General features: G+C 72.4%; 17 protein-coding genes. 1 reads left to right on the forward strand and 16 read right to left on the reverse strand.

Annotation, left to right across the window (positions count from 1 at the left end):
* Positions 1-220: 220 nt before the first annotated feature.
* Positions 221-907, reverse strand: a complete 687-nt coding sequence (gene pdxH / locus ABT288_RS01535) for a pyridoxamine 5'-phosphate oxidase (RefSeq protein ID WP_351601369.1) — start codon at positions 905-907, stop codon at positions 221-223.
* A gap of 168 nt (positions 908-1,075) precedes the next feature.
* Here pdxH and ABT288_RS01540 point away from each other — a divergent pair, with 168 nt between their 5' ends.
* On the forward strand, positions 1,076-2,176 hold the full coding sequence (locus ABT288_RS01540) for a citrate synthase 2 (protein ID WP_351601370.1): 1,101 nt from the start codon (positions 1,076-1,078) through the stop codon (positions 2,174-2,176).
* A 51-nt stretch (positions 2,177-2,227) separates the two neighbouring features.
* On the opposite strand, the gene ABT288_RS01545 is transcribed toward ABT288_RS01540, so the two are convergent.
* The 15 genes from ABT288_RS01545 to ABT288_RS01615 form a co-directional block, all read right to left on the reverse strand.
* Positions 2,228-3,274, reverse strand: coding sequence for an isopenicillin N synthase family dioxygenase (locus ABT288_RS01545; protein WP_351601372.1), 1,047 nt, complete (start codon positions 3,272-3,274; stop codon positions 2,228-2,230).
* 248 nt (positions 3,275-3,522) lie between these two features.
* Positions 3,523-4,143: a TetR/AcrR family transcriptional regulator gene (locus ABT288_RS01550; RefSeq protein ID WP_351601375.1), complete on the reverse strand. Its 621-nt coding sequence runs from the start codon at positions 4,141-4,143 to the stop codon at positions 3,523-3,525.
* A gap of 4 nt (positions 4,144-4,147) precedes the next feature.
* A complete protein-coding gene (locus ABT288_RS01555; RefSeq protein WP_351601377.1) occupies positions 4,148-4,882 on the reverse strand; it encodes an enoyl-CoA hydratase family protein in 735 nt (244 codons plus the stop codon).
* Complete coding sequence (locus tag ABT288_RS01560; protein WP_351601380.1) at positions 4,879-6,450, reverse strand: 4-coumarate--CoA ligase family protein; 1,572 nt, start codon at positions 6,448-6,450, stop codon at positions 4,879-4,881. Before ABT288_RS01560 ends, ABT288_RS01555 begins: the two co-directional genes overlap by 4 nt.
* A 25-nt stretch (positions 6,451-6,475) precedes the next feature.
* The gene (locus ABT288_RS01565; protein ID WP_351601383.1) at positions 6,476-7,636 is read right to left on the reverse strand and encodes an acyl-CoA dehydrogenase family protein; all 1,161 of its coding nucleotides are present in this window, start codon (positions 7,634-7,636) and stop codon (positions 6,476-6,478) included.
* Positions 7,637-7,643: 7 nt separating this feature from the next.
* Positions 7,644-9,551, reverse strand: coding sequence for an acetyl/propionyl/methylcrotonyl-CoA carboxylase subunit alpha (locus tag ABT288_RS01570; RefSeq protein WP_351601386.1), 1,908 nt, complete (start codon positions 9,549-9,551; stop codon positions 7,644-7,646).
* An 8-nt stretch (positions 9,552-9,559) separates the two neighbouring features.
* Positions 9,560-11,200 (reverse strand): acyl-CoA carboxylase subunit beta, encoded by a 1,641-nt coding sequence (locus ABT288_RS01575; protein WP_450856910.1) that lies wholly within the window; start codon positions 11,198-11,200, stop codon positions 9,560-9,562.
* Complete coding sequence (locus ABT288_RS01580; protein WP_351601391.1) at positions 11,155-12,831, reverse strand: acyclic terpene utilization AtuA family protein; 1,677 nt, start codon at positions 12,829-12,831, stop codon at positions 11,155-11,157. Before ABT288_RS01580 ends, ABT288_RS01575 begins: the two co-directional genes overlap by 46 nt.
* Positions 12,828-13,622 carry a TIGR03084 family metal-binding protein gene (locus ABT288_RS01585; protein ID WP_351601394.1) on the reverse strand — a complete coding sequence of 265 codons (795 nt, stop codon included), beginning with the start codon at positions 13,620-13,622 and terminating at the stop codon, positions 12,828-12,830. The genes ABT288_RS01580 and ABT288_RS01585 overlap by 4 nt, the downstream gene beginning before the upstream one ends.
* Before the next feature lie 90 nt (positions 13,623-13,712).
* The gene (locus ABT288_RS01590) at positions 13,713-15,434 is read right to left on the reverse strand and encodes an NAD-dependent malic enzyme (RefSeq protein ID WP_351601397.1); all 1,722 of its coding nucleotides are present in this window, start codon (positions 15,432-15,434) and stop codon (positions 13,713-13,715) included.
* A gap of 97 nt (positions 15,435-15,531) precedes the next feature.
* Positions 15,532-16,464, reverse strand: coding sequence for an EamA family transporter (locus ABT288_RS01595; protein ID WP_351601400.1), 933 nt, complete (start codon positions 16,462-16,464; stop codon positions 15,532-15,534).
* A gap of 112 nt (positions 16,465-16,576) precedes the next feature.
* Complete coding sequence (locus ABT288_RS01600; RefSeq protein ID WP_351601403.1) at positions 16,577-18,562, reverse strand: ABC transporter ATP-binding protein; 1,986 nt, start codon at positions 18,560-18,562, stop codon at positions 16,577-16,579.
* A 96-nt stretch (positions 18,563-18,658) separates the two neighbouring features.
* Positions 18,659-18,790, reverse strand: a complete 132-nt coding sequence (locus tag ABT288_RS01605) for a hypothetical protein (protein WP_351601406.1) — start codon at positions 18,788-18,790, stop codon at positions 18,659-18,661.
* A 190-nt stretch (positions 18,791-18,980) separates the two neighbouring features.
* Positions 18,981-19,754 (reverse strand): metallophosphoesterase family protein, encoded by a 774-nt coding sequence (locus ABT288_RS01610; RefSeq protein ID WP_502972713.1) that lies wholly within the window; start codon positions 19,752-19,754, stop codon positions 18,981-18,983.
* A 21-nt stretch (positions 19,755-19,775) separates the two neighbouring features.
* Positions 19,776-22,706 carry an FAD-binding and (Fe-S)-binding domain-containing protein gene (locus tag ABT288_RS01615; RefSeq protein WP_351601412.1) on the reverse strand — a complete coding sequence of 977 codons (2,931 nt, stop codon included), beginning with the start codon at positions 22,704-22,706 and terminating at the stop codon, positions 19,776-19,778.
* Between the last annotated feature and the right edge of the window lie 150 nt (positions 22,707-22,856).

Raw genomic sequence — 22,856 nt, forward strand, 5'->3', positions numbered from 1 at the left:
AAGGGAGGTGATCGGGTAAATGAGTGAAACCCGGACGCGCGAGGTGGCTGCGGGCTAGCGGCTCGCCACCACACCCAGTGCGGTGCCGGACCAGCGTGTGTGCGAAACACGCAGCCGGCCGAATCCAACGCAGTCACCCGACCCGCGGGCTGCCGGTACGTCCGGCCGGCTCCTCCTCGAGGAACCCAGCCCGCGGGTCGTCTGCGTTTGCGGGCCGCCTTCAGGGGGCCAGGCGCTCGACCTTCCAGGTGCCGTCCGGCCGGGCGACGTAGCGCAGGCGGTCGTGGAGGCGGTTCACGCGGCCCTGCCAGAACTCGATGGTCTCCGGGGTGATGCGGAAGCCGCCCCAGTGCGGGGGGACCGGGACCTGTTCGTCCTCGGGGTAGCGGGCCTGGAGTTCGGCGTAGGCGGTGTCCAGTTCGGCGCGGGAGGCGATCACCGTGGACTGGGCGCTGGCCCAGGCGCCGAGCTGGGAGCCGTGCGGGCGGGTGCGGAAGTAGGCGGCGGTCTCGTCGCGGCCGGTGCGGTGGGCGGTGCCGGTGACGATGACCTGGCGGGCCAGCGGGTGCCAGGGGAAGAGCAGCGCGATGTGCGGGTTCTCCGCGAGGTCGCGGGCCTTGCGGGAGTCGTAGTTGGTGTAGAAGACGAAGCCCTCGGTGTCGAACTGCTTCATCAGGACCGTGCGCGAGCTGGGGCGGCCTGCTGCGTCCGCCGTGGAGACGACCATCGCGTTGGGCTCGTAGACGGTGCCGTGCAGCGCCGCCCGGGCGGCGTCCTCGAACCAGCGGGCGAACTGGTCCATGGGGTGGGTGGCGAGGTTCTGTTCGGCGAGGCCTTCCGCCCGGTACTGCTTGCGCATGGCGGCGGGATCGAGGGCGGGGTCCAGGAGCGGGTCGCGGTCGGTCACGCGGTCATCCTGCCGTATCGAACGCCACTGGCACTCAGTGTCGTACGGACTCCCCAAGTCTGGCACCGGGGGTTATCGTGCTGGTCCCCCTTGCGGTTTGGGTGACCACGGGCTGAACGGGGCATCACCGGGGTGACCACCGCCGATCACATCACGAGGAGCCGCCTGATGTCCGATTTCGTACCCGGGCTCGAGGGAGTCGTAGCGTTCGAGACGGAGATCGCCGAGCCGGACAAGGAAGGCGGCGCCCTGCGGTACCGGGGCGTCGACATCGAGGATCTGGTCGGTCATGTCTCGTTCGGGAATGTGTGGGGGCTGCTGGTCGACGGGGCGTTCAATCCGGGTCTGCCGCCCGCCGAGCCGTTTCCGATCCCGGTGCACTCCGGTGACATCCGCGTGGACGTGCAGTCGGCGCTCGCCATGCTGGCCCCGGTGTGGGGGCTGAAACCGCTGCTCGACATCGACGAGCACCAGGCGCGGGAGGATCTGGCGCGGGCCGCCGTGATGGCGCTGTCGTACGTCGCCCAGTCGGCGCGCGGGCAGACGCTGCCGATGGTGCCGCAGCGGGAGATCGACAAGGCGACGTCGGTCGTGGAGCGGTTCATGATCCGCTGGCGGGGTGAGCCGGATCCCCGGCATGTCGCCGCCGTGGACGCCTACTGGACGTCCGCGGCCGAGCACGGGATGAATGCCTCGACCTTCACCGCGCGGGTCATCGCCTCGACCGGGGCCGATGTCGCCGCGGCGCTGTCGGGGGCGGTCGGGGCGATGTCGGGGCCGCTGCACGGGGGTGCGCCCTCGCGTGTGCTCGGGATGATCGAGGAGATCGAGCGGACGGGGGATGCGGAGGCGTACGTCCGGCAGACCCTGGACCGGGGTGAGCGGCTGATGGGGTTCGGGCACCGGGTGTACCGGGCCGAGGATCCGCGGGCGCGGGTGCTGCGGCGTACGGCGCGGGAACTGGGTGCTCCGCGGTTCGAGGTCGCCGAGGCCCTGGAGAAGGCGGCGCTGGAGGAGTTGCACAACCGTCGGCCGGATCGGGTGCTGGCCACCAACGTGGAGTTCTGGGCCGCGATCATGCTGGACTTCGCCGAGGTGCCGGCGCACATGTTCACGTCGATGTTCACGTGCGCCCGCACCGCCGGGTGGTCGGCGCACATCCTGGAGCAGAAGCGGACGGGGAGGCTGGTGCGGCCCTCGGCCCGGTATGTGGGCCCCGGGCCGCGTCGGCCGGAGGACATCGAGGGGTACGGGGAGATCGCCCACTGAGGGGGAGACAGCCCCGCGCCCCTGAAAATCGGGCCCTCCGGGCCCTGGTTTTCATGCGGCCGCAAGCAGACCCGCATGGTGCCGTTCCGCGACCAGCGGATGCGCCCTCAGCTTGCCCTTGAGTTCGTTGTAGCCGTACTCGGCGTACAGGGGGTTGGCCGGGTCGGTGGTGATGCCCGGGGCCTTCGACGCGTGCGGGAACGGCAGGGGTTCGACCCTGGCGTCCAGGCGGGGGTTGTAGAAGAACGGGACGGAGAAGCGTTCCGTGGCTCCGGGCGGGCTGACCACGCGGTGGTTGGTGGCGAGGAGGTAGCCGTTGGTGGCGACTTCCAGGAGTTCGCCGAGGTTGACGACGAAGGCGCCGTCGAGGGGCGGGACTTCGTGGAAGAGGCCGTCCTCGCGCTGGACCTGGAGGCCGCCGACGGTGTCCTGCAGGAGCAGGGTCAGGAAGCCGTAGTCCTTGTGGGCGCCCACGCCCTGGTCGGTGCCGTCGCCCGCGCTGCCGGGGTAGCGGACGAGCTTGAGGTGCGGGTGGGCACGGTCGCCGAAGATCGGGTCGTAGAAACCGGCGGGGGCGCCGATGGCGGCGAGGAGTTCGTGCAGGAGGCGGTCCGCGACCGAGCTGAGCCTGTCGATCCAGGCCAGGACCGCGGTGCGCAGCTCGGGGAGGGCGGTGGGCCACTGGTTGGGGCCCTGGAGCCACCAGTACGGGGGTTCGCCGGGGGCGGGGACGCGGGCGGGGCGTTCGGCGCCTATGTCGAGCTGGTCGCGCCAGTCGCGGGCGCCGGCGGTGCGTTCGTCGCCGGTGCGGGTGTAGCCGCGGAAGTGCGGGGAGTTCACGTTGTCCAGGGCGAGCCGGTCGGCCTCGGGGAGGGCGAAGAAGGCGCGCATGGCGGTGAGCAGCGCGTCGGTCTCGGCCCGGGTCACGCCGTGTCCGACGAGCTGGAAGAAGCCCACGTCGTGGGCGGCGCTGTGCAGCTGGGCGTGGAGCAGGGCGCGGGCCTGGGGGCCGCGGCCGGCGGCCGACAGGTCGATGATGGGGAGCTGGTCGTACGACGGGGTCGTCGTGGAGTACGTCGAAGCGGTGTGCGTCGTCATGGGTGCGTCCACGGGGTGTGTGGGCCATGGGCAGGCCGCCGCGGGTGTGGGCGGCGTCGCCCCGGATGCCGTAAGAAGATGCCGTAAGAAGGCGGGAGAAAAGAGGCTGAATCAGGCCGAAGGCCGACAGCCCATGCTCGTGACGCGCACGTAGTCCACGTGGCGGCGGCGGACGAGCATCGGAAGCATGGGGCAAGGGTACTGCTCCGTGCCGGATGCGGGTGTGGCCCGTTTCACTCTCCGTCGGCTCAGCCGAGGGCCTGTTCGAGCAGGTCGGCCCACTGGGCGACGACGCGGGCGCGGCGGGCGGTGTCGTCGGTGAGGAGGTTGGCGAGGCCGAGGCCGCGGGCCATGTCGAGGAGGCCCTGGACGGTTTCGCGGACTCCGGGGCGGGTCTCGTCGGCGCCGAGGAGGTCGACGGCGATGCGGTGGGTCTCGCGGCCGACGCGGGCCTCCAGTTCGGTCACCCGGGTGCGCAGCTGGTCCTCGTTGGAGGCGGCGACCCACAGGTGCAGGGCGGCGCGGAAGAGGGGGCCGGTGTAGAGGTCGACGAGGGCGGCGACGACGGCGCGGCGGTCGGCGGGGCCGGCCGGGAAGAGCTCCCGGAGGGCGGTGGAGCGCTCTTCGGCGACGTATTCGACGGCGGCCGTGAACAGGTCCTCGCGGGTGGGGAAGTGGTGCTGGGCGGCGCCGCGGGAGACTCCGGCGCGTTCGGCGACGACGGCGACGGTGGAGCCTGCCCAGCCGTGTTCGGCCAGGCAGGCCACGGCGGCCTCGAGGAGCCGCTGCCGGGTGGCCCGGCTGCGGTCCTGCTTGGGGGCGCGGTCGCGCTCCCTGGGCAGGCCGTCGCGTTGCGCCGTCGTGCTCATCCGGTCACACCACCCATGCCGCGTCCCGTCTTTCCAGGAAGGCCGTCATCCCCTCCCGGGCCTGGGCGGAGGAGAACAGCCGGGCCGAGAGCGCGGTCAGATCCGCCGCGTCCCGGTCGAATGTTTCCAGCACCCTAGCCGTGAGCAGCTGTTTCGTCTCGGCCAGGCCCTGGGGTGAGGAGCGGCGCAGGCCGTCGAGGATGGGGGCGAGGGCCTCGTCCACGTCGTCGCCGGTGACGGTGAGGAGTCCGACGTGCACGGCCTCGCGGGCGTCGAAGCGTTCTCCGGTGAGGAAGTATCGGGCGAGGGCGCGGGGGTCGGCGCGCGGGACCACGGGGAGGGAGATCACCGCGGGGGCGACGCCGATGCGGACCTCGGTGAAGGCGAAGGTGGCCTCGGCGGAGGCGGCGGCGATGTCGCAGGCGGCGAGGAGGCCGAGGCCGCCCGCGCGGACGTGGCCGGTGACCCGGGCGACGACGGGTTTGCGCAGTTCGAGGATCTGCCGGAGCAGGCCGGTGAGCGCGTCCGGGTACGGCGGGTCGCGCAGGTCGGCGCCGGCGCAGAAGGTGGAGCCGGTGTGGGTGAGGACGACGGCGCGGACGTCCGGGTCCTTGCCGCAGTCGGTGAGGGCGTCGGCGAGGTCGGAGACGAGGGCCACCGAGAGGGCGTTGCGGGTGTCGGTGGCGTCGAGGCTGAGGGTCTCGACGGCACGCGCGCGTGTGCGGCTGATCATTGTCACGGCAGCTCCCTCAGTTCCCGGCGCAGGATCTTGCCGGAGGCGGCGCGGGGGACGGTGTCGATGAAGGTGATCCGGCGGACCCGTTTGTAGGGTGCCACCCGTTCGGCGACGTACAACATGATCTCGTGTTCCGTCAGCTCCTCGGCGGCGTCGGGCCGGCGGACGACGAAGGCGTGCGGGACTTCGTTGCCGTCGTCGTCGTAGGAGCCGATGACGGCGGCGTCGGTTATGCCGGGGTGGGCGAGCAGCAGGGCCTCCAGTTCGGCGGGGGCCACCTGGAAGCCCTTGTACTTGATGAGTTCCTTCACCCGGTCCACGACGAACAGCCAGCCGTCCTCGTCGACGTGTCCGACGTCCCCGGTGTGCAGCCAGCCGTCGGTGTCGATCAGCGCGGCGGTGGCGTCGGGGCGGCCGAGGTAGCCCTTCATCACCTGGGGGCCGCGGATCAGGATCTCGCCGCGCTCGCCGGTGCCGAGGTCCTTGTCGGGGTCGTCCAGGGAGACGATGCGCATCTCGGTGCCGGCGATGAGCCTGCCGACGGTGCCGGCGGGGGCGTCGTGGAGCCGGTCGAGGGGGACGACGTGGGTGCCGGGGGACAGTTCGGTCATGCCGTAGGCCTGGCCGATCGGGGGCAGGCCGAGCCGCTGTGAGCAGGCGCGGGCGAGTGCGGCGTCCAGCGGGGCGGCGGCGCTGATGACGTACTTCAGGGAGGAGAGGTCGTAGCGGGCGACGGCCGGGTGCTTGGCGAGGGCGAGGACGATGGGCGGGGCGACGTACAGGCCGGTGATGCGGTGGGTCTCGATGGCCGCGAGGAAGGTCTCCAGGTCGAAGCGGGGCAGGACGACGACCGTGGCGCCCTTGCGCAGGGGCGCGTTCATCAGGGCGGTGAGCCCGTAGATGTGGAAGAAGGGCAGGACGGCCAGGATGCGGTCGCCGGGGGCGGTCGGTACGGCGGGCTCCAGCTGGGCGAGGTTGGTGGCGATCTGCCGGTGGGTGAGCATCACGCCTTTCGGCACGCCGGTGGTACCGGAGGAGTACGGCAGCGCGGCGATGTCCTCGGCCGGGTCGAAGGCGAGCTGCGGCTCGGGGGCGGCGGTGGCCTGCATGTCGATCAGGGAGCGGTGCCCGGACGCGCTGTCGCACACGAAGATCTCCCGTACGCCGCCCGCGAGTTCGGCGGCGCGGCGCGCGGTCCCCAGCAGCGGTGAGACGGTGACGATCCAGCGCGCGCCGCTGTCGCCGAGCTGTTTGGCGAACTCCTCGGGCGTGGCGAGCGGGTGCACGGTGGTGACGGAGGCACCCGCGCGCGTGGCGGCGTAGAAGGCGGTCGGGAAGGCGATGGTGTTGGGGCTGTGCAGGGCGAGGACGTCGCCCTTGCGGACGCCCGCGTCGGCGAGACCGGCGGCGACGCGCCGGTGGAACCGGTCCACCTGCTGGTACGTGAGCGTGGTGCCGTCCGTGCCGTCGATCAGGGCGGGGCGCTCGCCGAACTCGGCGGCGCGGCCCAGGACGGCCTCGTGGATGGGGAGTGCTACGGGCGGAACGTCTGCGTACTCGCTGCGGAACACGGTTCCTCCAGGCGGATGCGGCGGCCTAGTACGACTTGGGCAGACCGAGGCTCTGATGGGAGACGTAGTTGAGAATCATCTCCCGGCTCACCGGAGCAATACGAGCCACGCGTGCGGCCGTTATCAGCGAGGCGAGCCCGAACTCGCGGGTGAGCCCGTTGCCGCCGAGGGTGTGCACGGCCTGGTCGACGGCCTTCACGCAGGCCTCACCGGCGGCGTACTTGGCCATGTTGGCGGCCTCGCCCGCGCCGATGTCGTCACCGGCGTCGTAGAGGTGGGCCGCCTTCTGCATCATCAGCCGGGCCAGTTCCAGGTCGATGTGCGCCTGTGCCAGGGGGTGGGCGATGGCCTGGTGGGCGCCGATCGGGGACTTCCAGACGGTACGGTCGCGGGCGTACTCGATGGCCTTGGACAGGGCGTACCGGCCCATCCCGATGGCGAACGCGGCGGTCATGATCCGCTCGGGGTTCAGCCCGGCGAACAGTTGCAGCAGACCGGCGTCCTCGTCGCCGACGAGCGCGTCGGCGGGCAGCCGTACGTCGTCCAGGACCAGCTCGAACTGTTTCTCGGCGGCGGCCAGTTCCATGTCGATCGGCCGCTTCTGGAAGCCCTCTGCGTCCGTCGGGACGATGAACAGGCAGGGCTTGAGGCGTCCGGTGCGGGCGTCCTCGGTACGGCCGACGATCAGGACGGCGTCGGCCATGTCGACACCGGAGATGAAGACCTTGCGGCCGGTGAGGAGCCAGTCGGCGCCGTCGCGGCGGGCGGTGGTGGTGATGCGGTGGCTGTTGGAGCCGGCGTCGGGTTCGGTGATGCCGAAGGCCATGAGGCGGGTGCCGTCGGCGATGCCGGGGAGCCAGGTCTGTTTCTGGGCCTCTGTACCGAAGCGGGAGATGACCGTTCCGCAGATGGCCGGGGACACGACGAGCATGAGCAGGGGTGAGCCTGCGGCACCCAGTTCCTCGAGCACTATGGAGAGTTCGGTGATGCCGCCGCCTCCGCCGCCGTATCCCTCCGGCAGGTTGACGCCGAGGTAGCCGAGTTTTCCGGCCTCGGACCAGAGTTCGGTGGGGGGCTTTCCGGCGGCGACCGTCTGCACGAGGTAGTCGCGTCCGTAGCGTTTGCCGAGGGCGGCCACCGCCGAGCGGAGGGCTTTGTGCTCTTCGGTTTCGATGACGGGAGACATGAGGCTCCTAAGAAGAGGTTTCCTGCACTACGGCGAGCAACATTCCTGGTTCCACCTGCTGGCCGGTCCTGGCATGCAGCGCGGTCAGCGTTCCGGTGACCGGCGCCGAGATCCGGTGCTGCATCTTCATCGCCTCCAGCCATATGAGGCCCTGACCGGCCTGAACCGCTGCCCCCTCCGCCAGGCCCTCGGCGACGCGGACGACCGTGCCCGGCATCGGTGCGAGCAGGGAACCGGGGGCGAGCTGGGCGGCGGGGTCGGGGAAGCGGGGCAGGGCGGTGAGGCGGGTGGAGTCGACGTGCGCCTCGTCGCCGTACGCCGCCACCGTGAACCGGCGCTCCACGCCGTCCACCTCGAGTACGACCAGACGCGCGTCGGCGTGCACGACCCGCACCCCGTCGGCGGCCAGGCCCTGTCGGGTGTGCCGGTAGCGGACCTCGTGCTCCTCCCCCGCCACCGCGTACCGCTTCACCTGCGGCTGCGAGGGCAGGTTGCGCCAGCCGCCGAAGCGGGAGCGGCCGTGGGCGTCGGCGAGGGCGGCGGCGAGCACAACCAGAGGTGGTCGCGTAGCGACTCGCTTGAGGGTGGTGGTGGGAGACGGGCGGGCGTACGGGTCGGGGGCGGGCTCGGTCAGTGCGGGGAGGTGGCGGTCGTAGAAGCCGGTGTCCATGCGCCCGCTGGTGAACTCCTCGTGGCGCAGGGAGCGGACCAGCAGGTCGCGGTTGGTGACCGGGCCGTGGATCTCCGCGCCCTCCAGTGCTCCGGCGAGCCTGCGGATCGCCTCCGCGCGGGTGGGCGCGTGCGCGACGGCCTTGGCGAGCATCGGGTCGTAGTGGACGCCGATGGAGTCGCCGTCGGTGTAGCCGGTGTCCAGGCGGACGCCGGCCGGTACGGCGAGGTGGTGCAGGGTGCCGGTCTGCGGGGCCCAGTCGTGGGCGGGGTCCTCGGCGTACAGGCGGGCCTCGATCGCGTGGCCACGCGCGCGTGGCGGGTCCTTTTGGAGGGCGTGGCCCTCCGCGACGCGGATCTGTTCCGCGACCAGGTCGATGCCGAACACCTCCTCGGTGACGGGGTGTTCGACCTGGAGGCGGGTGTTCATCTCCAGGAAGTGCGCGCGGCCGCCGGCGACCAGGAACTCGACGGTGCCGGCGCCCTCGTAGGCGACAGCGCACACGGCCTGTACGGCCAGCGCGTACAGGTCCTGCGTGAGCTGCTCGGTGAGGCCGGGCGCCGGGGCCTCCTCGATGACCTTCTGGTGGCGGCGCTGGAGGGAGCAGTCGCGGGTGCCGAGGGTCCAGACGGTGCCGTGGCTGTCGGCGAGGATCTGCACCTCGACGTGGCGGCCGTGCTCCAGGTAGGGCTCGATGAAGACCTCGCCGTCGCCGAAGGCGCTCGCCGCCTCGGCGCGTGCGGCCTGCAGTGCGGCGCTCAGCTCCTCCAGGCGGCGCACGATCCGCATTCCCCGCCCCCCGCCGCCGGCGGCCGCTTTCACCAGCACCGGCAGGTCGGCCTCCGTGATCTGCGCCGCGTCGAGGGGCGCGAGACCCATCAGCTCCTTCGCGCGGGTCTTGGACGCCATCGCCTCGATGGCCTCCGGCGGCGGGCCGATCCAGGTCAGGCCGGCATCGAGGACGGCGCGGGCGAAGTCGGGGTTCTCGGAGAGGAAGCCGTAGCCGGGGTGCACCGCGTCCGCGCCGGCGGCCAGGGCCGCCTTCACGATCAGGTCGCCGCGCAGATACGTCTCGGCGGGCGCCGCGCCCGGCAGCCGTACCGCCGTGTCGGCCACGCGCGTGTGGAGCGCGTTGTCGTCGGCGTCCGAGTGCACGGCGACCGTCCGGATTCCCAACTCACGGCAGGTGCGGAAGATCCGGCAGGCGATCTCGCCCCGGTTGGCGACGAGCAGTGTCGTGATCACGTGATGCCTCACATCCGGAAGACGCCGAAGCCGCCGCGCGCGCCCTCGTAGGGCGCGGTGTGGAGGGCGGACAGGCACAGGCCGAGGACGGTACGGGTGTCGCGCGGGTCGATGACGCCGTCGTCGTACAGCCGCCCGGACAGGAACATCGGCAGCGACTCGGACTCGATCTGCTGCTCCACCATGGCGCGCAGCGCGGCGTCCGCGTCCTCGTCGTACGGCTGTCCCTTCGCCGCCGCCGACTGCCGGGCGACGATCGACAGCACGCCGGCGAGCTGCTGCGGACCCATGACGGCGGACTTGGCGCTCGGCCAGGCGAACAGGAACCGGGGGTCGTAGGCGCGCCCGCACATCCCGTAGTGCCCGGCGCCGTACGACGCCCCCATGAGCACGGACAGGTGCGGGACCCTGCTGTTGCTGACCGCGTTGATCATCATCGAGCCGTGCTTGATGATCCCGCCCTGCTCGTACTCCTTGCCGACCATGTAGCCGGTGGTGTTGTGCAGGAAGAGCAGCGGGATGTCGCGCTGGTTGGCGAGCTGGATGAACTGGGCGGCCTTCTGCGACTCCGCGCTGAACAACACCCCCTGCGCGTTGGCCAGGATGCCGACCGGGTAGCCGTGCAGGGCCGCCCAGCCGGTCACCAGACTGGTCCCGTACAGCGGCTTGAACTCGTCGAAGTCGGAGGCGTCGACGATCCGGGCGATGACCTCGCGCGGGTCGAAGGGGATCTTCAGATCGCCGGGGACGATGCCCAGCAGTTCCTCCGGGTCGTACGTGGGCGGCTCGGCGGGGCCGGGATCCGGGTACGCCTTGCGGTGGCCCAGCCGGGCCACCACGCGGCGGGCCTGGCGCAGGGCATCCGGCTCGTCGACGGCGAAGTAGTCGGCGAGGCCCGACACGCGCGCGTGCATCTCGGCGCCGCCCAGGGACTCGTCGTCGCTCTCCTCGCCGGTGGCCATCTTCACCAGCGGGGGTCCGCCGAGGAAGACCTTGGCCCGCTCCTTGACCATGATCACGTGGTCGGACATGCCGGGGATGTAGGCGCCGCCGGCGGTGGAGTTGCCGAAGACGACCGCGATGGTCGGGATCCCGGCGGCGGAGAGGCGGGTGAGGTCGCGGAAGATGGCGCCGCCCGGGATGAAGATCTCCTTCTGGGACGGCAGATCGGCCCCTCCCGACTCCACCAGGCTGATGCAGGGCAGCCGGTTGACGAGCGCGATGTCATTCGCCCGCAGCGCCTTCTTCAGGCTCCACGGGTTGCTCGCGCCGCCGCGCACGGTCGGGTCGTTGGCGGTGATCAGGCACTCCACGCCCTCGACCACGCCGATGCCGGTGACGAGCGAGGCGCCGACCGTGTAGTCACTCCCCCAGGCGGCCAGCGGGGACAGCTCCAGGAAGGGCGTGTCGGGGTCGAGGAGCAGCTCGATCCGCTCCCGCGCCAGCAACTTGCCGCGTTCACGGTGCCTTTGGACGTACTTCTCACCGCCGCCCGCGAGCGCCTTGGCGTGCTCGGCGTCCAGCTCGGCGAGCTTGGCGAGCATGGCCTCGCGGTGCGCGCGGTAGTCGGAACCAGCGGTGTCGAGGCTGGAGTTGATGACCGTCACAGCAGGGCCTCCGGGATGTCCAGGTGGCGGGAGCGCAGCCATTCACCGAGGGCCTTGGCCTGCGGGTCGAACCGGGCCTGCGCGGCGACGCCCGCGCCGAGGATGCCCTCGACGACGAAGTTGACCGCGCGGAGGTTCGGCAGCAGATGCCGGGTGACGGGCAGGTCCCGGCTCTCGGGGATCAGCTGCCGGAACCTTTCGGCGGTCAGCTCGTGCGCGAGCCACCGCCAGGCGTCGTCACTGCGGGCCCACACGCCGACGTTGGCGTTCCCGCCCTTGTCTCCGCTGCGGGCCCCGGCGACCAGGCCGAGGGGTGCGCGGCGGGTCGGCCCGGGCGGAAGGGGGCCGGGGAGCGGCGGGGCCGGTAGGTCGTCCAGGGGCTGAGTGTCCGGGGGGACCGGCACGGGGATACGGCGTCCGTCGTGGAGGACGGCCCTATGGTCGACGGCACCATGGGGGACGTACACATCCTCGAAGACCCCATAAGGCGAGCCCTTCCCCGGTGGGGAGAGCACATGGAAGCCCGGGTAGCTGGCCAGTGCCAGCTCCACGGCGGCCCCGCTCAGCGCCCGTCCGACGACCCGCTCGTCCGGGTCCCGGACGACGAGCCGCAGCAGGGCGCTCGCGGTCTCCTCGGTCTCGGCGTCGGCCCGGTCGGTACGCACGAGTTCCCAGCGGACCTCGGCGGGCGGCGACTTGGCGAGCGCGTCGGAGAGCTGCGCCCGCACCAGCTCGGCCTTGGCCTCGATGTCGAGTCCGGTGAGGACGAAGACGACCTCGTTGCGGAAACCGCCGAGCCGGTTGAGCCCGACTTTCAGGGCCGGCGGTGGTGCCTCGCCGCGCACGCCCTCGATCCGCACCCGGTCCGGCCCGTCCTGGCTCAGCCGTACGGTGTCCAGCCGGGCGGTGACATCGGGCCCGGCGTACCGGCCGCCACCGGTCTCGTACAGCAGCTGCGCGGTGACCGTGCCGACGTCGACCAGGCCGCCGGTGCCGGGGTGCTTGGTGATGACGCTGCTGCCGTCGGCGTGGATCTCGGCGAGCGGGAAGCCGGGCCGGCGTATGTCCCCCTCCCGGAAGAACGCGTAGTTCCCGCCGGTGGCCTGCGTCCCGCACTCCAGCACGTGTCCGGCGACGACGGCGCCCGCGAGCCGGTCGTGGTCCGTGGGGCCCCAGCCGAAGTGGGCGGCGGCGGGCCCGGTGACAAGTGCCGCGTCGGTCACCCGCCCGGTGACGACGACGTCCGCGCCGGCCCGCAGACACTCGGCGATGCCGAAGCCGCCGAGGTAGGCGTGGGCGGCGAGGGCGCCGGGGTGGGAGGCGGTGAGGTCGTCGCCCTCGACGTGGGCGACGCGGACCGGGATGCCGAGGCGGTCGGCCAACTCCCGTACGGCGTCGGCGAGTCCGGCAGGATTGAGCCCGCCCGCGTTGGTGACGATCTTCACCCCGCGCTCGTGGGCGAGGCCGAGGCAGTCCTCCAGCCGGCGCGGGAAGGTGCGGGCGTAACCGGCGCCGGGGTCCTTCAGCCGGTCGCGGGCGAGGATCAGCATGGTGAGCTCGGCGAGGTAGTCGCCGGTGAGGACGTCGACCTCGCCGCCGGTGAGCATCTCGCGCAGGGCGCCCGCGCGGTCGCCGTAGAAGCCGGAGAAGTTGCCGATGCGCAGGCTGGTCACGCCGGGTCCTCCTTCGGCGGGCGGCCGCCGCCGGGCGGGCCCGCGAAGGCCTGGGCGATGTCCAGCCAGCGGTCGGCGTCCGGGCCGACGGCGGTCAGGGCGAGGTCGGCGCGGTGGGCGCGCTGGGTGACGAGGAGGCAGAAGTCGAGGGCGGGGCCGGTGACGCGCTGCGGGGCGGTCTCGGGGCCGTATGCCCACACCTCGCCCGTGGGTGAGGTGAGTTCGACGCGGAACTCCTCGGCGGGAGGGGTGAGCTGGTGGACGGTGTGGGCGAAGTCGCGGGTGCGGACCCCGAGCCGGGCCACATGCCTGAGCCGGTCGGTGGGGGTTCGGACCACACCCAGGGCGTCGGCGATGTCCAGGCTGTGCGCCCAGGTCTCCATGAGTCGGGCGGTGGCCATGGAGGCGGCCGACATGGGCGGGCCGTACCAGGGGAAACGGGCGCCGGGCGGGGAGTCGCGCAGGGCCCGGTCGAGGGCGGTGCGCCCCTCGCGCCAGGTCGACAGCAGCTCGGCGGGCGCGAGCCGGGCGCCCTCCTCAGCGCCCTCGTCCACGAAGGAGCCGGGGGCGGCGAGCGCCTTTTCGACCAGTACGTGGAAGGCGTCCGCGTCGGTGACGGCGAGCAGCGCCGAGCGGTCGGTCCAGGCGAGGTGGGCGATCTGGTGGGCGACGGTCCAGCCGGGCGCGGGGGTGGGCAGCGCCCACTGCTCGGGACTCAACTCGGCCACGAGCAGGTCGAGTTCGTCGCTCTCGGCACGCAGGTCGTCGATGACGGGCGTCGGGTCGGCCATGGGGGGAGCATGGCAGCGGCCACAGAAACAATCAAGCGTGCTTGCATGAATTTGGGCGGATGGTTTCCGGAGGGGTCGGGGGCCGCCCCCTCACACCGCTTCCACCGGCGGATACACCGGCTCCCAGCGCGCCGCGCGCACCGCCGCCTCGATGCCGTCGTCGTCCAGGTCGGCCCGGGCGACGCCGTCCGCCCTCGCCGCGCGGACCACGGCCACGGCGACCGCCTCCGACGTGCCGCGCAGATCGCGGATGGGCGGGAGGACCGGCGCGTTCAGCCGGGCGGCGTCCGGGTCGGCGCCGGTCCGGCGGGCGACCGCGTCCGCCGCCGCGCGGAGCATGCGGTCGGTGACCCGGGAGGCGCGGGCGACGATCACGCCGAGGCCGAGACCGGGGAACACCAGGGCGTTGTTGGCCTGGCCGATCTCGTACGTCGTCCCGTCCCGCTCGACCGGCGCGAACGGGCTGCCCGTGGCCACCAGCGCCTTCCCGTCCGTCCAGTCGAGCAGGTCGGCGGGGGTGGCCTCGGCGAGGTCGGTGGGGTTGGACATGGGCAGGATGATGGGGCGTTCGGTGTGCCGGGCCATCTCGCGGACGAGCGCCTCGGTGAAGGCACCGCTCTGTCCGGAGGTGCCGATGAGGATGGTCGGCCGGACCCGCCGGACCACCTCGTCGAGGGGGATGCCGGGCAGGCTGTCGTCGCGCCGCCAGCCGTCGGCCTCGTCGGCCGGGCGGGCGTAGGGCTGCTGGAAGTCGCGCAGCTTGTCGCCCTGGTCGGCGGTGAGCAGCCCGTACCGGTCGACGCACCAGAAACGGGCGGTGGCCTCGGCCGGGGACAGCCCCTCGGCGATCAGGGCGTCGCGCAGCTGGTCGGCGACCCCGATACCGGCGGTGCCCGCGCCGAAGACGACGATCCGGTGCTGCGGCAGGGGCACACCGACGGCACGTACGCCGGACACGACGGCGGCGAGGTTGACGGCACCCGTGCCCTGGATGTCGTCGTTGAAGGTGCACACCTGATCGCGGTAGCGGTCGAGGATGCGACGGGCGTTGGCGGTGCCGAAGTCCTCCCAGTGCAGCAGGGCGTTCGGGAAGAGCTTGGTGGCGGTGGTGACGTAGGCGTCGATGAAGGCGTCGTACGTCTCACGGTCGGCGCGGGGGTGCCGGTTGCCGAGGTAGAGGGGGTTGTCGAGGAGTTCCTCGCGGTTGGTGCCGACGTCGAGCATGACCGGCAGGGTGCGGCGCGGGTCGATGCCGGCGGCGGCGGTGTAGACGGCGAGTTTGCCCACGGCGATGTCGATGCCGCCGACGCCCCAGTCGCCGATGCCGAGGATGCCCTCGCCGTCGGTGGCCACGATCAGGTCGACGTCGTCGGCGCCGCGGCCGCTCGCGCGCAGGGAGCGCTCGATGTCGCCGGGGGCGTCCACGGAGAGGTAGATGCCGCGCGGGCGGCGGTACTCGTTGCTGTAGCGGCGGATGGCCGTGCCCACGGTCGGCGTGTAGACGATGGGCAGCATCTCTTCGAGGTGGTCGCCGACGAGACGGTAGAACAGCGTCTCGTTACGGTCGTGCAGGGCGGTGAGATTGACGTTCTTCGCCAGGTCGGTGGGCTGTTCCCGGTACTGGGCGTAGGCGCGTTCGACCTGTTCGTCCTGGGTGAGCACATGGGGCGGTACCAGTCCGACGAGATCCAGGGCCCGCCGCTCGGCCTCGGTGAACGCCGTACCGCGGTTGATCCGGGGGTCGGCGAGTACGGCACGGCCACGGGCGGTGATCTTCAGCGGGCGGGGGCTGGTGTCGCTGTTGCCGGTCACACCGTCCACTTTTACACAAACCCCACTCCGGTGCGCGCATGGACGACTACTCCTCGTCACCGGACGACCGGGAGCCGGATGACGCCGGGAAGGCCCGTCAGGCCTCCGGGGCCGGTGCCACCTTGACCTTGCCCTGGCCCACCTGGGTGCGGACCGCGCCGATGCTCGCCGCGATGACCAGGGCGATCGCGGCGGCCTCCGTCAGGGACAGGGACTGGCCGAGGATCAGGAAGCCGGCCGTCGCGGCGATCGCCGGTTCGAGGCTCATCAGGATCGCGAAGGTGGAGGCGGGCAGGCGGCGCAGGGCCAGGAGTTCGAGGGTGTAGGGCAGGACGGAGGAGAGCAGGGCGATCGCCGAGCCGAGGGCCAGGATGGTGGGGTTCAGCAGGCGGGTGCCTGCCGAGGCGATGCCGATCGGGAGGAAGAGGAGGGCCGCCACCGCCATGGCCAGGGCGAGGCCGTCCGCCTGGGGGAAGCGGCGGCCCGTGCGGGCGCTGAAGAGTATGTAGACCGCCCACATGGCGCCGGCGCCCAGGGCGAAGGCGACACCTATGGGGTCGAGGTCGCTGAAGCCTCCGCCGCCCAGCAGGAAGACGCCGAGCAGGGCCAGGCCCGCCCACAGCGCGTTGACCGCGCGGCGGGAGGCCAGGACCGAGAGGGTCAGGGGGCCGAGGACCTCCAGGGTGACCGCCGGGCCCAGCGGGATACGGGCGACCGCCTCGTAGAAGAGGCCGTTCATCGCGCCCATGGCGATGCCGAACGCGATCACCGTGCCCCAGTCGGTGCGGGAGTGACCGCGCAGCCGGGGGCGGCAGACGAGGAGGAGGACCACGGCCGCCGCGAGGAGGCGGAGGGTGACGACGCCCGGCGCGCCGGCCCTCGGGATCAGGGTCACCGCCAGGGCGCCGCCGAACTGGACCGAGATGGCGCCGGCCAGCACCAGGCCCACCGGGCCGAGCGAACCGAGACGGCGCTGCCTTCCGGTGGGAGTGACCGGTGTCGGCGCTGCGGTGCTGGGGGTGACGGTCACGGGCGGTCCTGTGCTTGATCGGGTTCGTTCATCTGGATGCACCAATGAGTCCAGGGTAATGGACTTTGACAGGTGCGTGAACCCTTTAAGGAACTGTCCCGGATGCTGGAAGTCAGATGCCCGGCCACGCCTCCTCGTCACGGAAGAGGGGGCGGCCGTCAGGGAGGGTGGTGGGGAGGGGAGCGGGGAGGGCGGAGGGGGTGGGGGCGGCGGTGTAGGGGGTGTAGCCGTACTGCTGCTGGTACGCCGGCGCGTGCTCGTACGCCGGCGCCGGCGTCCGCTGTTCCTCCCACAGCGGCATGCGCAGCTCGCCGGTGTCCATCACCGCGTTGTTCTGCGAGCGGTGCAGCCGGGCGTACGCCCCGCCCCGGGCGAGGAGTTCGTCATGGCGACCGGTCTCCACGATATGGCCCCGGTCGACCACCAGGATGCGGTCGGCGTCGGGTGCGAGGTTGAGGTCGTGGGTGATCATGATGGTCGTACGGCCGGCCATCAGGCGGCGCAGGGGTTTGACGACGCGGCGGGCGGCCATCGCGTCCAGACCCGTCGTCGGCTCGTCCAGGACCAGGACGGGGGCGTCGCGCAGGATGGCGCGGGCGATGGCCAGGCGCTGGAGCTGGCCGCCGGACAGGCGGGCCGAGTTGGGGTCGACCCGGGTGTCGTACCCGTCGGGCAGCCGCGAGATGAACTCGTGCGCGTCGGCCGTCCTGGCCGCCTCCTCGATGGCCTGGTCGCTGGCGCCGGGCCGGCCGCAGGCTATGTTGGCGCGCACCGTGTCGTGCAGCACCAGGGTCTCCTGGGGCAGCAGTGTGACGTACGCACGCAGATGGGCCAGGGGGAAGTCCCGGAGCGGCGTGCCGTCCAGGAGGACGTCTCCGGAGTCCGGGTCGTAGAAGCGCAGCAGGAGCTTGGAGACCGTGGACTTGCCGGCGCCGCTCGGGCCCGTGACGATCACCAGCTCGCCGGGGCTGACCGTGAAGGAGAGGTCTTCGAGGGCGGGCTTCCCGGCACCGGGGTAGTGGAAGGTCACGTCCCTGACCTCGACCGTGCCGTCCGGGCGGCCGGCGTCCGCGGGGCGCCGCGGGTCGGTGACCGAGGGGCGGACGTCCAGGATCTCGATGAGCCGCTCGGCGCCGGCCGTGGCGGCGGTGACGGTGAGGCCCAGCTGGGCGAGGCCCCGCACCGGTGGATAGAGGTAGCCGAGGAAGGCGGCGAAGGCGAGGAGCCGGCCGAGGGTCATCCGGCCGGTGGAGATCTCCCAGGCGCCGATGCCGATCACCGCGAGCACACACACCGTCTCGATGACCTGGACGAGCTGCTCGTAGGCCTCGTTCAGGCGGGTGGAGCGGACCGAGGCACGGAACCAGGCGTTCGCCTCCTCGCGCAGCCGTCGGCGTTCGGCGTCCCGGCGGTCGTAGGCCTGGGTGAGCACGATGTTGCCGAGGGACTCCTCCACCACGGAGGTGATCGCGCCGTCGGCGACCCGGCCCGCGCGGGAGACGTCCTTGATGGAACCGGAGAAGCGGCGCGCGGCCAGCCAGAACAGGGGCGCGAGGACGAAGGCGGCGGCGGCCAGGTCCCAGCGCAGCCAGAACGCGGCGGCCGCGTAGAAGAGGGCGGAGAAGGCGGACGAGGCGGCGCCGACCAGCCCGGACACGACCAACGTCTCGATCGCCTCGACGTCGGCGGTCAGCCGGGAGAGCAGATCGCCCTGGCGGTGGCGCTGGAAGAAGTGCGGCGGCAGCTGCTGGACATGGTCGAAGACGTGCTCGCGCAGCCGCATCACGAAGCGTTCGGTCACCCAGGCGGCGAGGGAGTTGCCGGTGTAGGCGACGACGGCGCCGGCCACCGCGATGCCCAGCCACTTGCCCGCCGGGCTCCAGAACGCGGCCGGCGAGCCCTTCTGCAGGGCGTGGTCGGTGAGGTCGCTGAACAGCAGGATGGCCTCGGTCTCGGCGAGCGCGGCGAGGACCGTGCACAGCCAGACCAGCAGCAGCCACTTTCGAAGGCCCTTGGTCAACGGCCAGAAACGACGGAATGCGGTACGGGCCGGAATGGACGGGGTGTCGTACTCGAATTCTTCACCCTCTTCATCCACAACTTCTTCCCTTCTGAATCACCGTCCCGAATAAAACAGAAAAGGGGCCGACGGTGCACCATCGACCCCTTTCAATTCACCGCTCGCTCAGCCGGTTCAGCGGTCCTGGCCGGGCAGCGGCTTGGGCAGCGGCTTCGGGCCGTGCTTCTTCCTGTGCTTCGGCGGGGGCGGGGGCGGCAGCTGCTTCTTCGGCTTCGGGGGCAGCGGGGCGAGCTTCTTCAGGCTCATTCCGACTCCTCATGTCGCACTGTACTTGCGGGTGCTGAATTCCGCGTCCGGAACCCGGCACCGAAGAACTTACACGCCTGTCGTCTGCCCGAACGGCAAAAATTGCAAAGGGGCGCTGTGAATCCCCTTGGAAATGCTGGGTGTTGCTTTGCAAAGCTGAGAGCGCCCCCAGCGCCGGGCCGTGCGGAGGTCAACCCTGCGCAGCACTCCGCCCGTCCTTCGGCCCCCATGCCGTCAGCACGTCCGTGTCCGTCGCCCGGGCGTACAGGAAGTAGTCGGCCCACTCGGCGATCTCCGGGTAGGCGCACTCCGCCGTGAGCCGGGCGACGGCCGCCGGTATGTCGTACGGCGTCACGCGCAGGTCGGTGCCGGGGCCCAGCAGACACCAGTGGGCGCCGGAGCGGCCGTAGGGCATGCCGACGCTGCCGGGGTTGACGACCAGACGGCCGTGGGCCAGACGGACGTAGGGCATGTGGGTGTGGCCGCAGACGACGGTGCCGATGCCGGGGTCGAGGCCGGTGAAGACCTCCGCCCAGCGGGCGGGGCGGGAGTCCACCAGCACCAGCTCCTCGTCGTCGCGCGGAGTGGCATGGCAGAACAGGACGGTGCCGAGGCCGCGGACGCGCAGGGTGAGCGTCCGCGGCAGGGCGGCGAGGAAGCCGATCTGGTCCTCGCGCAGGGCCCGGGCCGCGTACGGCCCGATGGGGTCGGGGATGTCCGTGCGCTCGCCGCGCCGGTACTCCACCAGCTCCCGGTCGGCGTTCCCCGCGAGCCACAGCACCCTCTCGCCCTGGTCCCGCAGCAGGTCCAGCACCTCGGCCGGCTGCGGACCCGCCGTTGTGTCGCCGGTCAGGACGATCCGGTCGGCCGCCGCCACCTCCGGTTCCGCCAGGACCGCCTCCAGGGCGGGCAGCACGCCGTGGATGTCGGACAGAACCGCCACCCTGCCGTATTCCTCGGTCACTTCGAGCCCCCGTTTCCTCAGTCACCCCGCGCCCCCGGTCTCCTGTTCCAGCGCCTCCGCCAGCACCTCCGCCAGATGGCGGCCCCGTACCCCGGCCAGCTGGTCCAGCTGGGTGCGGCAGGAGAAGCCGTCGGCCAGGATCACCGTCCGCTCGGGGGCCGCACGGACCGACGGCAGGAGCTGTTCCTCCGCGCAGGCTCTCGACACCTCGAAGTGGCCTTTCTCGAAACCGAAGTTGCCCGCGAGGCCGCAGCAGCCGCCGCTGAGCTCGCCGGTGAGACCCGCGGCCTCGCGCAGCCGGCGGTCGGGGGTGTCGCCGAGCACCGCGTGCTGGTGGCAGTGGGTCTGGCCGGCGACCGGGCGGTCCACCGCGGGCGGGGTCCAGTGCGGGGCGTGCCGCTGAAGGGCCTCGGCGAAGGTGACGACGGCGGAGGCGAGCCGGGCCGCGCGCGGGTCGTCATGGAGCAGCTCGGGCAGGTCGGTGCGCAGGGCCGCGGCACAGCTCGGTTCCAGCACGACGACCGGCGCCCCGGCCCGCAGCACCGGCTCCATCAGGTCCAGCGTGCGCCGCAGGACCGTGCGGGCGCGGTCGAGCTGGCCCGTGGAGAGATAGGTGAGGCCACAGCAGACCCGGGCCCGGCGGGCGGTGAGCAGCGCGGCGGCCGACCTGGTCAGGCCGTCGCCGATCCGGCCCTCACCGATCCTCCCCCGGCGCGGCAGCAGCGTCGGCGGCAGGGCCACCCGCAGTCCGGCGGCCTCCAGCACCCGGACGGCGGCCCGGCCGACGTCCGGTGACAGATGCTCGGTGAAGGTGTCCGGCCAGAGCACGACCAGGTCTCCCGGACCGGAGCTCCCCGGCACCGGCTCCCCGGTGCCGCCGTGGGCGGGCTTCCTGCCGCGCCACCAGCCGCTGAACGTCCGCGTCGCCAGCCGGGGAATCTTCCGCTCGGCCGCGATCCCACCCAGACGCTTGCCCACCCGGGCCAACGGCCGCACCGAGGCGAGGGCGTTGAGCAGCGGGGCCGTGCGAGTGGCGGCGACCCAGCGCAGCCACTGCGGCAGCCGGCCCATGCTGAGGTGCGCGGCGGGGCGGCGGCGGCCGGCGTAGTGGTGGTGCAGGAACTCGGCCTTGTAGGTGGCCATGTCGACGCCGACCGGGCAGTCGGAGCGGCAGCCCTTGCAGGACAGGCACAGGTCGAGGGCGTCACGGACCTCCGTCGAACGCCAGCCGTCGGTGACCAGTTCGCCGGCCAGCATCTCGTGCAGCAGCCGGGCCCGGCCGCGTGTGGAGTGCTCCTCCTCACCGGTCGCCCGGAAGGACGGGCACATCACGGCGGGGCCGGACGCCGTGGTCGTACGGCACTTGGCGACGCCGACGCAGCGGCGGACGGCGGCGCGGAAGTCGCCTTCGTCGGCCGGGTAGCCGAAGGCCACGTCGACGGGCTTCGCCGGCAGGACGGAGAAGCGGAGGTTCTCGTCCAGCCGCGCCGGGCGGACCAGCATGCCGGGGTTGAGCAGGTCGTCGGGGTCCCAGACCGCCTTGGCCCGCTCGAAGAGCCGCACCGTCTCCGCGCCGTACATGCGCGGCAGCAGCTCCGCGCGGGCCTGGCCGTCGCCGTGCTCCCCGGACAGGGAGCCGCCGTGCCGCACCACCAGGTCGGCCAGTTCCTCGGAGAAGCGACGGAAGCGGCCGATGCCGGCCTCGGTGAGCAGGTCGAAGTCGATACGGACGTGGATGCAGCCGTCGCCGAAGTGGCCGTACGGTGTGCCGCGCAGGCCGTGTGCCGACAACAGGGCGCGGAAGTCCCGCAGATAGGCGCCGAGCCTGGCGGGCGGCACCGCGCAGTCCTCCCAGCCGGGCCAGGCCTCACTGCCGTCGGGCATACGGGTGGCCGTGCCGCTCGCGTCCTCGCGGATGCGCCACAGGGTGCGCTGGGCGGCCGGGTCGGTCACCACCAGGGAGTCGGTCACGTCGGCCGCGCGGACCATGTCCTCGGCACGCGCGCGTGCCTCGGCCGCCGACTCCCCGCCGGTCTCCACGAACAGCCAGGCACCTCCCTTGGGCAGCCCGGCCGGCGCGCGCACCAGGTCGGCCGCCATGCCCTCGACCGTCAGCGGGCCGAACGGAAGGAGTCCGGCGGCGGCCTCGGCGGCGGCGCTCTCGTCGCCGTACGCCAGCACCGCCAGGGCACGCGCGCGTGGGGCCTGAACCAGCTGGACGACGGCCTCGGTGAGGATGCCGAGGGTGCCCTCGGAACCGCAGAAGGAGCGGGCGACATCGGCGCCCTTCTCGGGCAGCAGCGCGTCCAGCGCGTACCCGGAGATGCGGCGGGGCAGCTCCGGGAAGCCGGTGCGCAGCCGCGCCGGTTCACCCTCCGCCAGCTCGCGCAGCCCTTCCGGCGCGCCGGCCCAGCCCTGCCCGAGCCGCAGCCGGCGCCCGCGCGCGGTGATGACGGACAGCTCCCGCACGCTGTCCGCGGTCGTGCCCCAGGCGACCGAGTGCGAGCCGCAGGAGTTGTTGCCGATCATCCCGCCGAGCGTGCACCGGCTGTGTGTGGACGGGTCGGGACCGAAGCGCAGGCCGTGCGCGGCGGCGGCCTCCTGGAGGCGGTCGAGGACGAGCCCCGGTTGGACGACGGCCGTACGGGTGCCGGGGTCCAGCTCCAGCAGGCCGTTCATGTGCCGGGTGAAGTCCAGCACCACGCCGGTGCCGGTCGCCTGCCCGGCGATCGACGTGCCCCCGCCGCGCGCCACCACCGGCACCCCGCGCGCCCGGCAGACCTCCAGCGCGGCGGCCACGTCGTCGGCGTCTTGGGGGGCGACGACGCCCGCCGGGACACGCCGGTAGTTGGACGCGTCCATGGTGACCAGCGCCCGGGAGGTGGTGTCGAAACCGACCTCTCCCCGGACGGCGCCGCGCAGCTCCGCTTCGAGACCCGAGTGATCCGTCATGCGTCCAGGATGCATCCGCTCACGGACAGTCACCGAAAGTTTTCCACAGCCCCACGCATATCGTCGTACTGGTTCACAAGTCCACGCTTCGACGATCTTGTCTCATCGGACGGACATGGCTCTGTCCTGGTTCGCCCACCGCGATACGCT

The organism is Streptomyces sp. NPDC001093 (assembly GCF_040298985.1).
Taxonomy (GTDB): Bacteria; Actinomycetota; Actinomycetes; order Streptomycetales; family Streptomycetaceae; genus Streptomyces.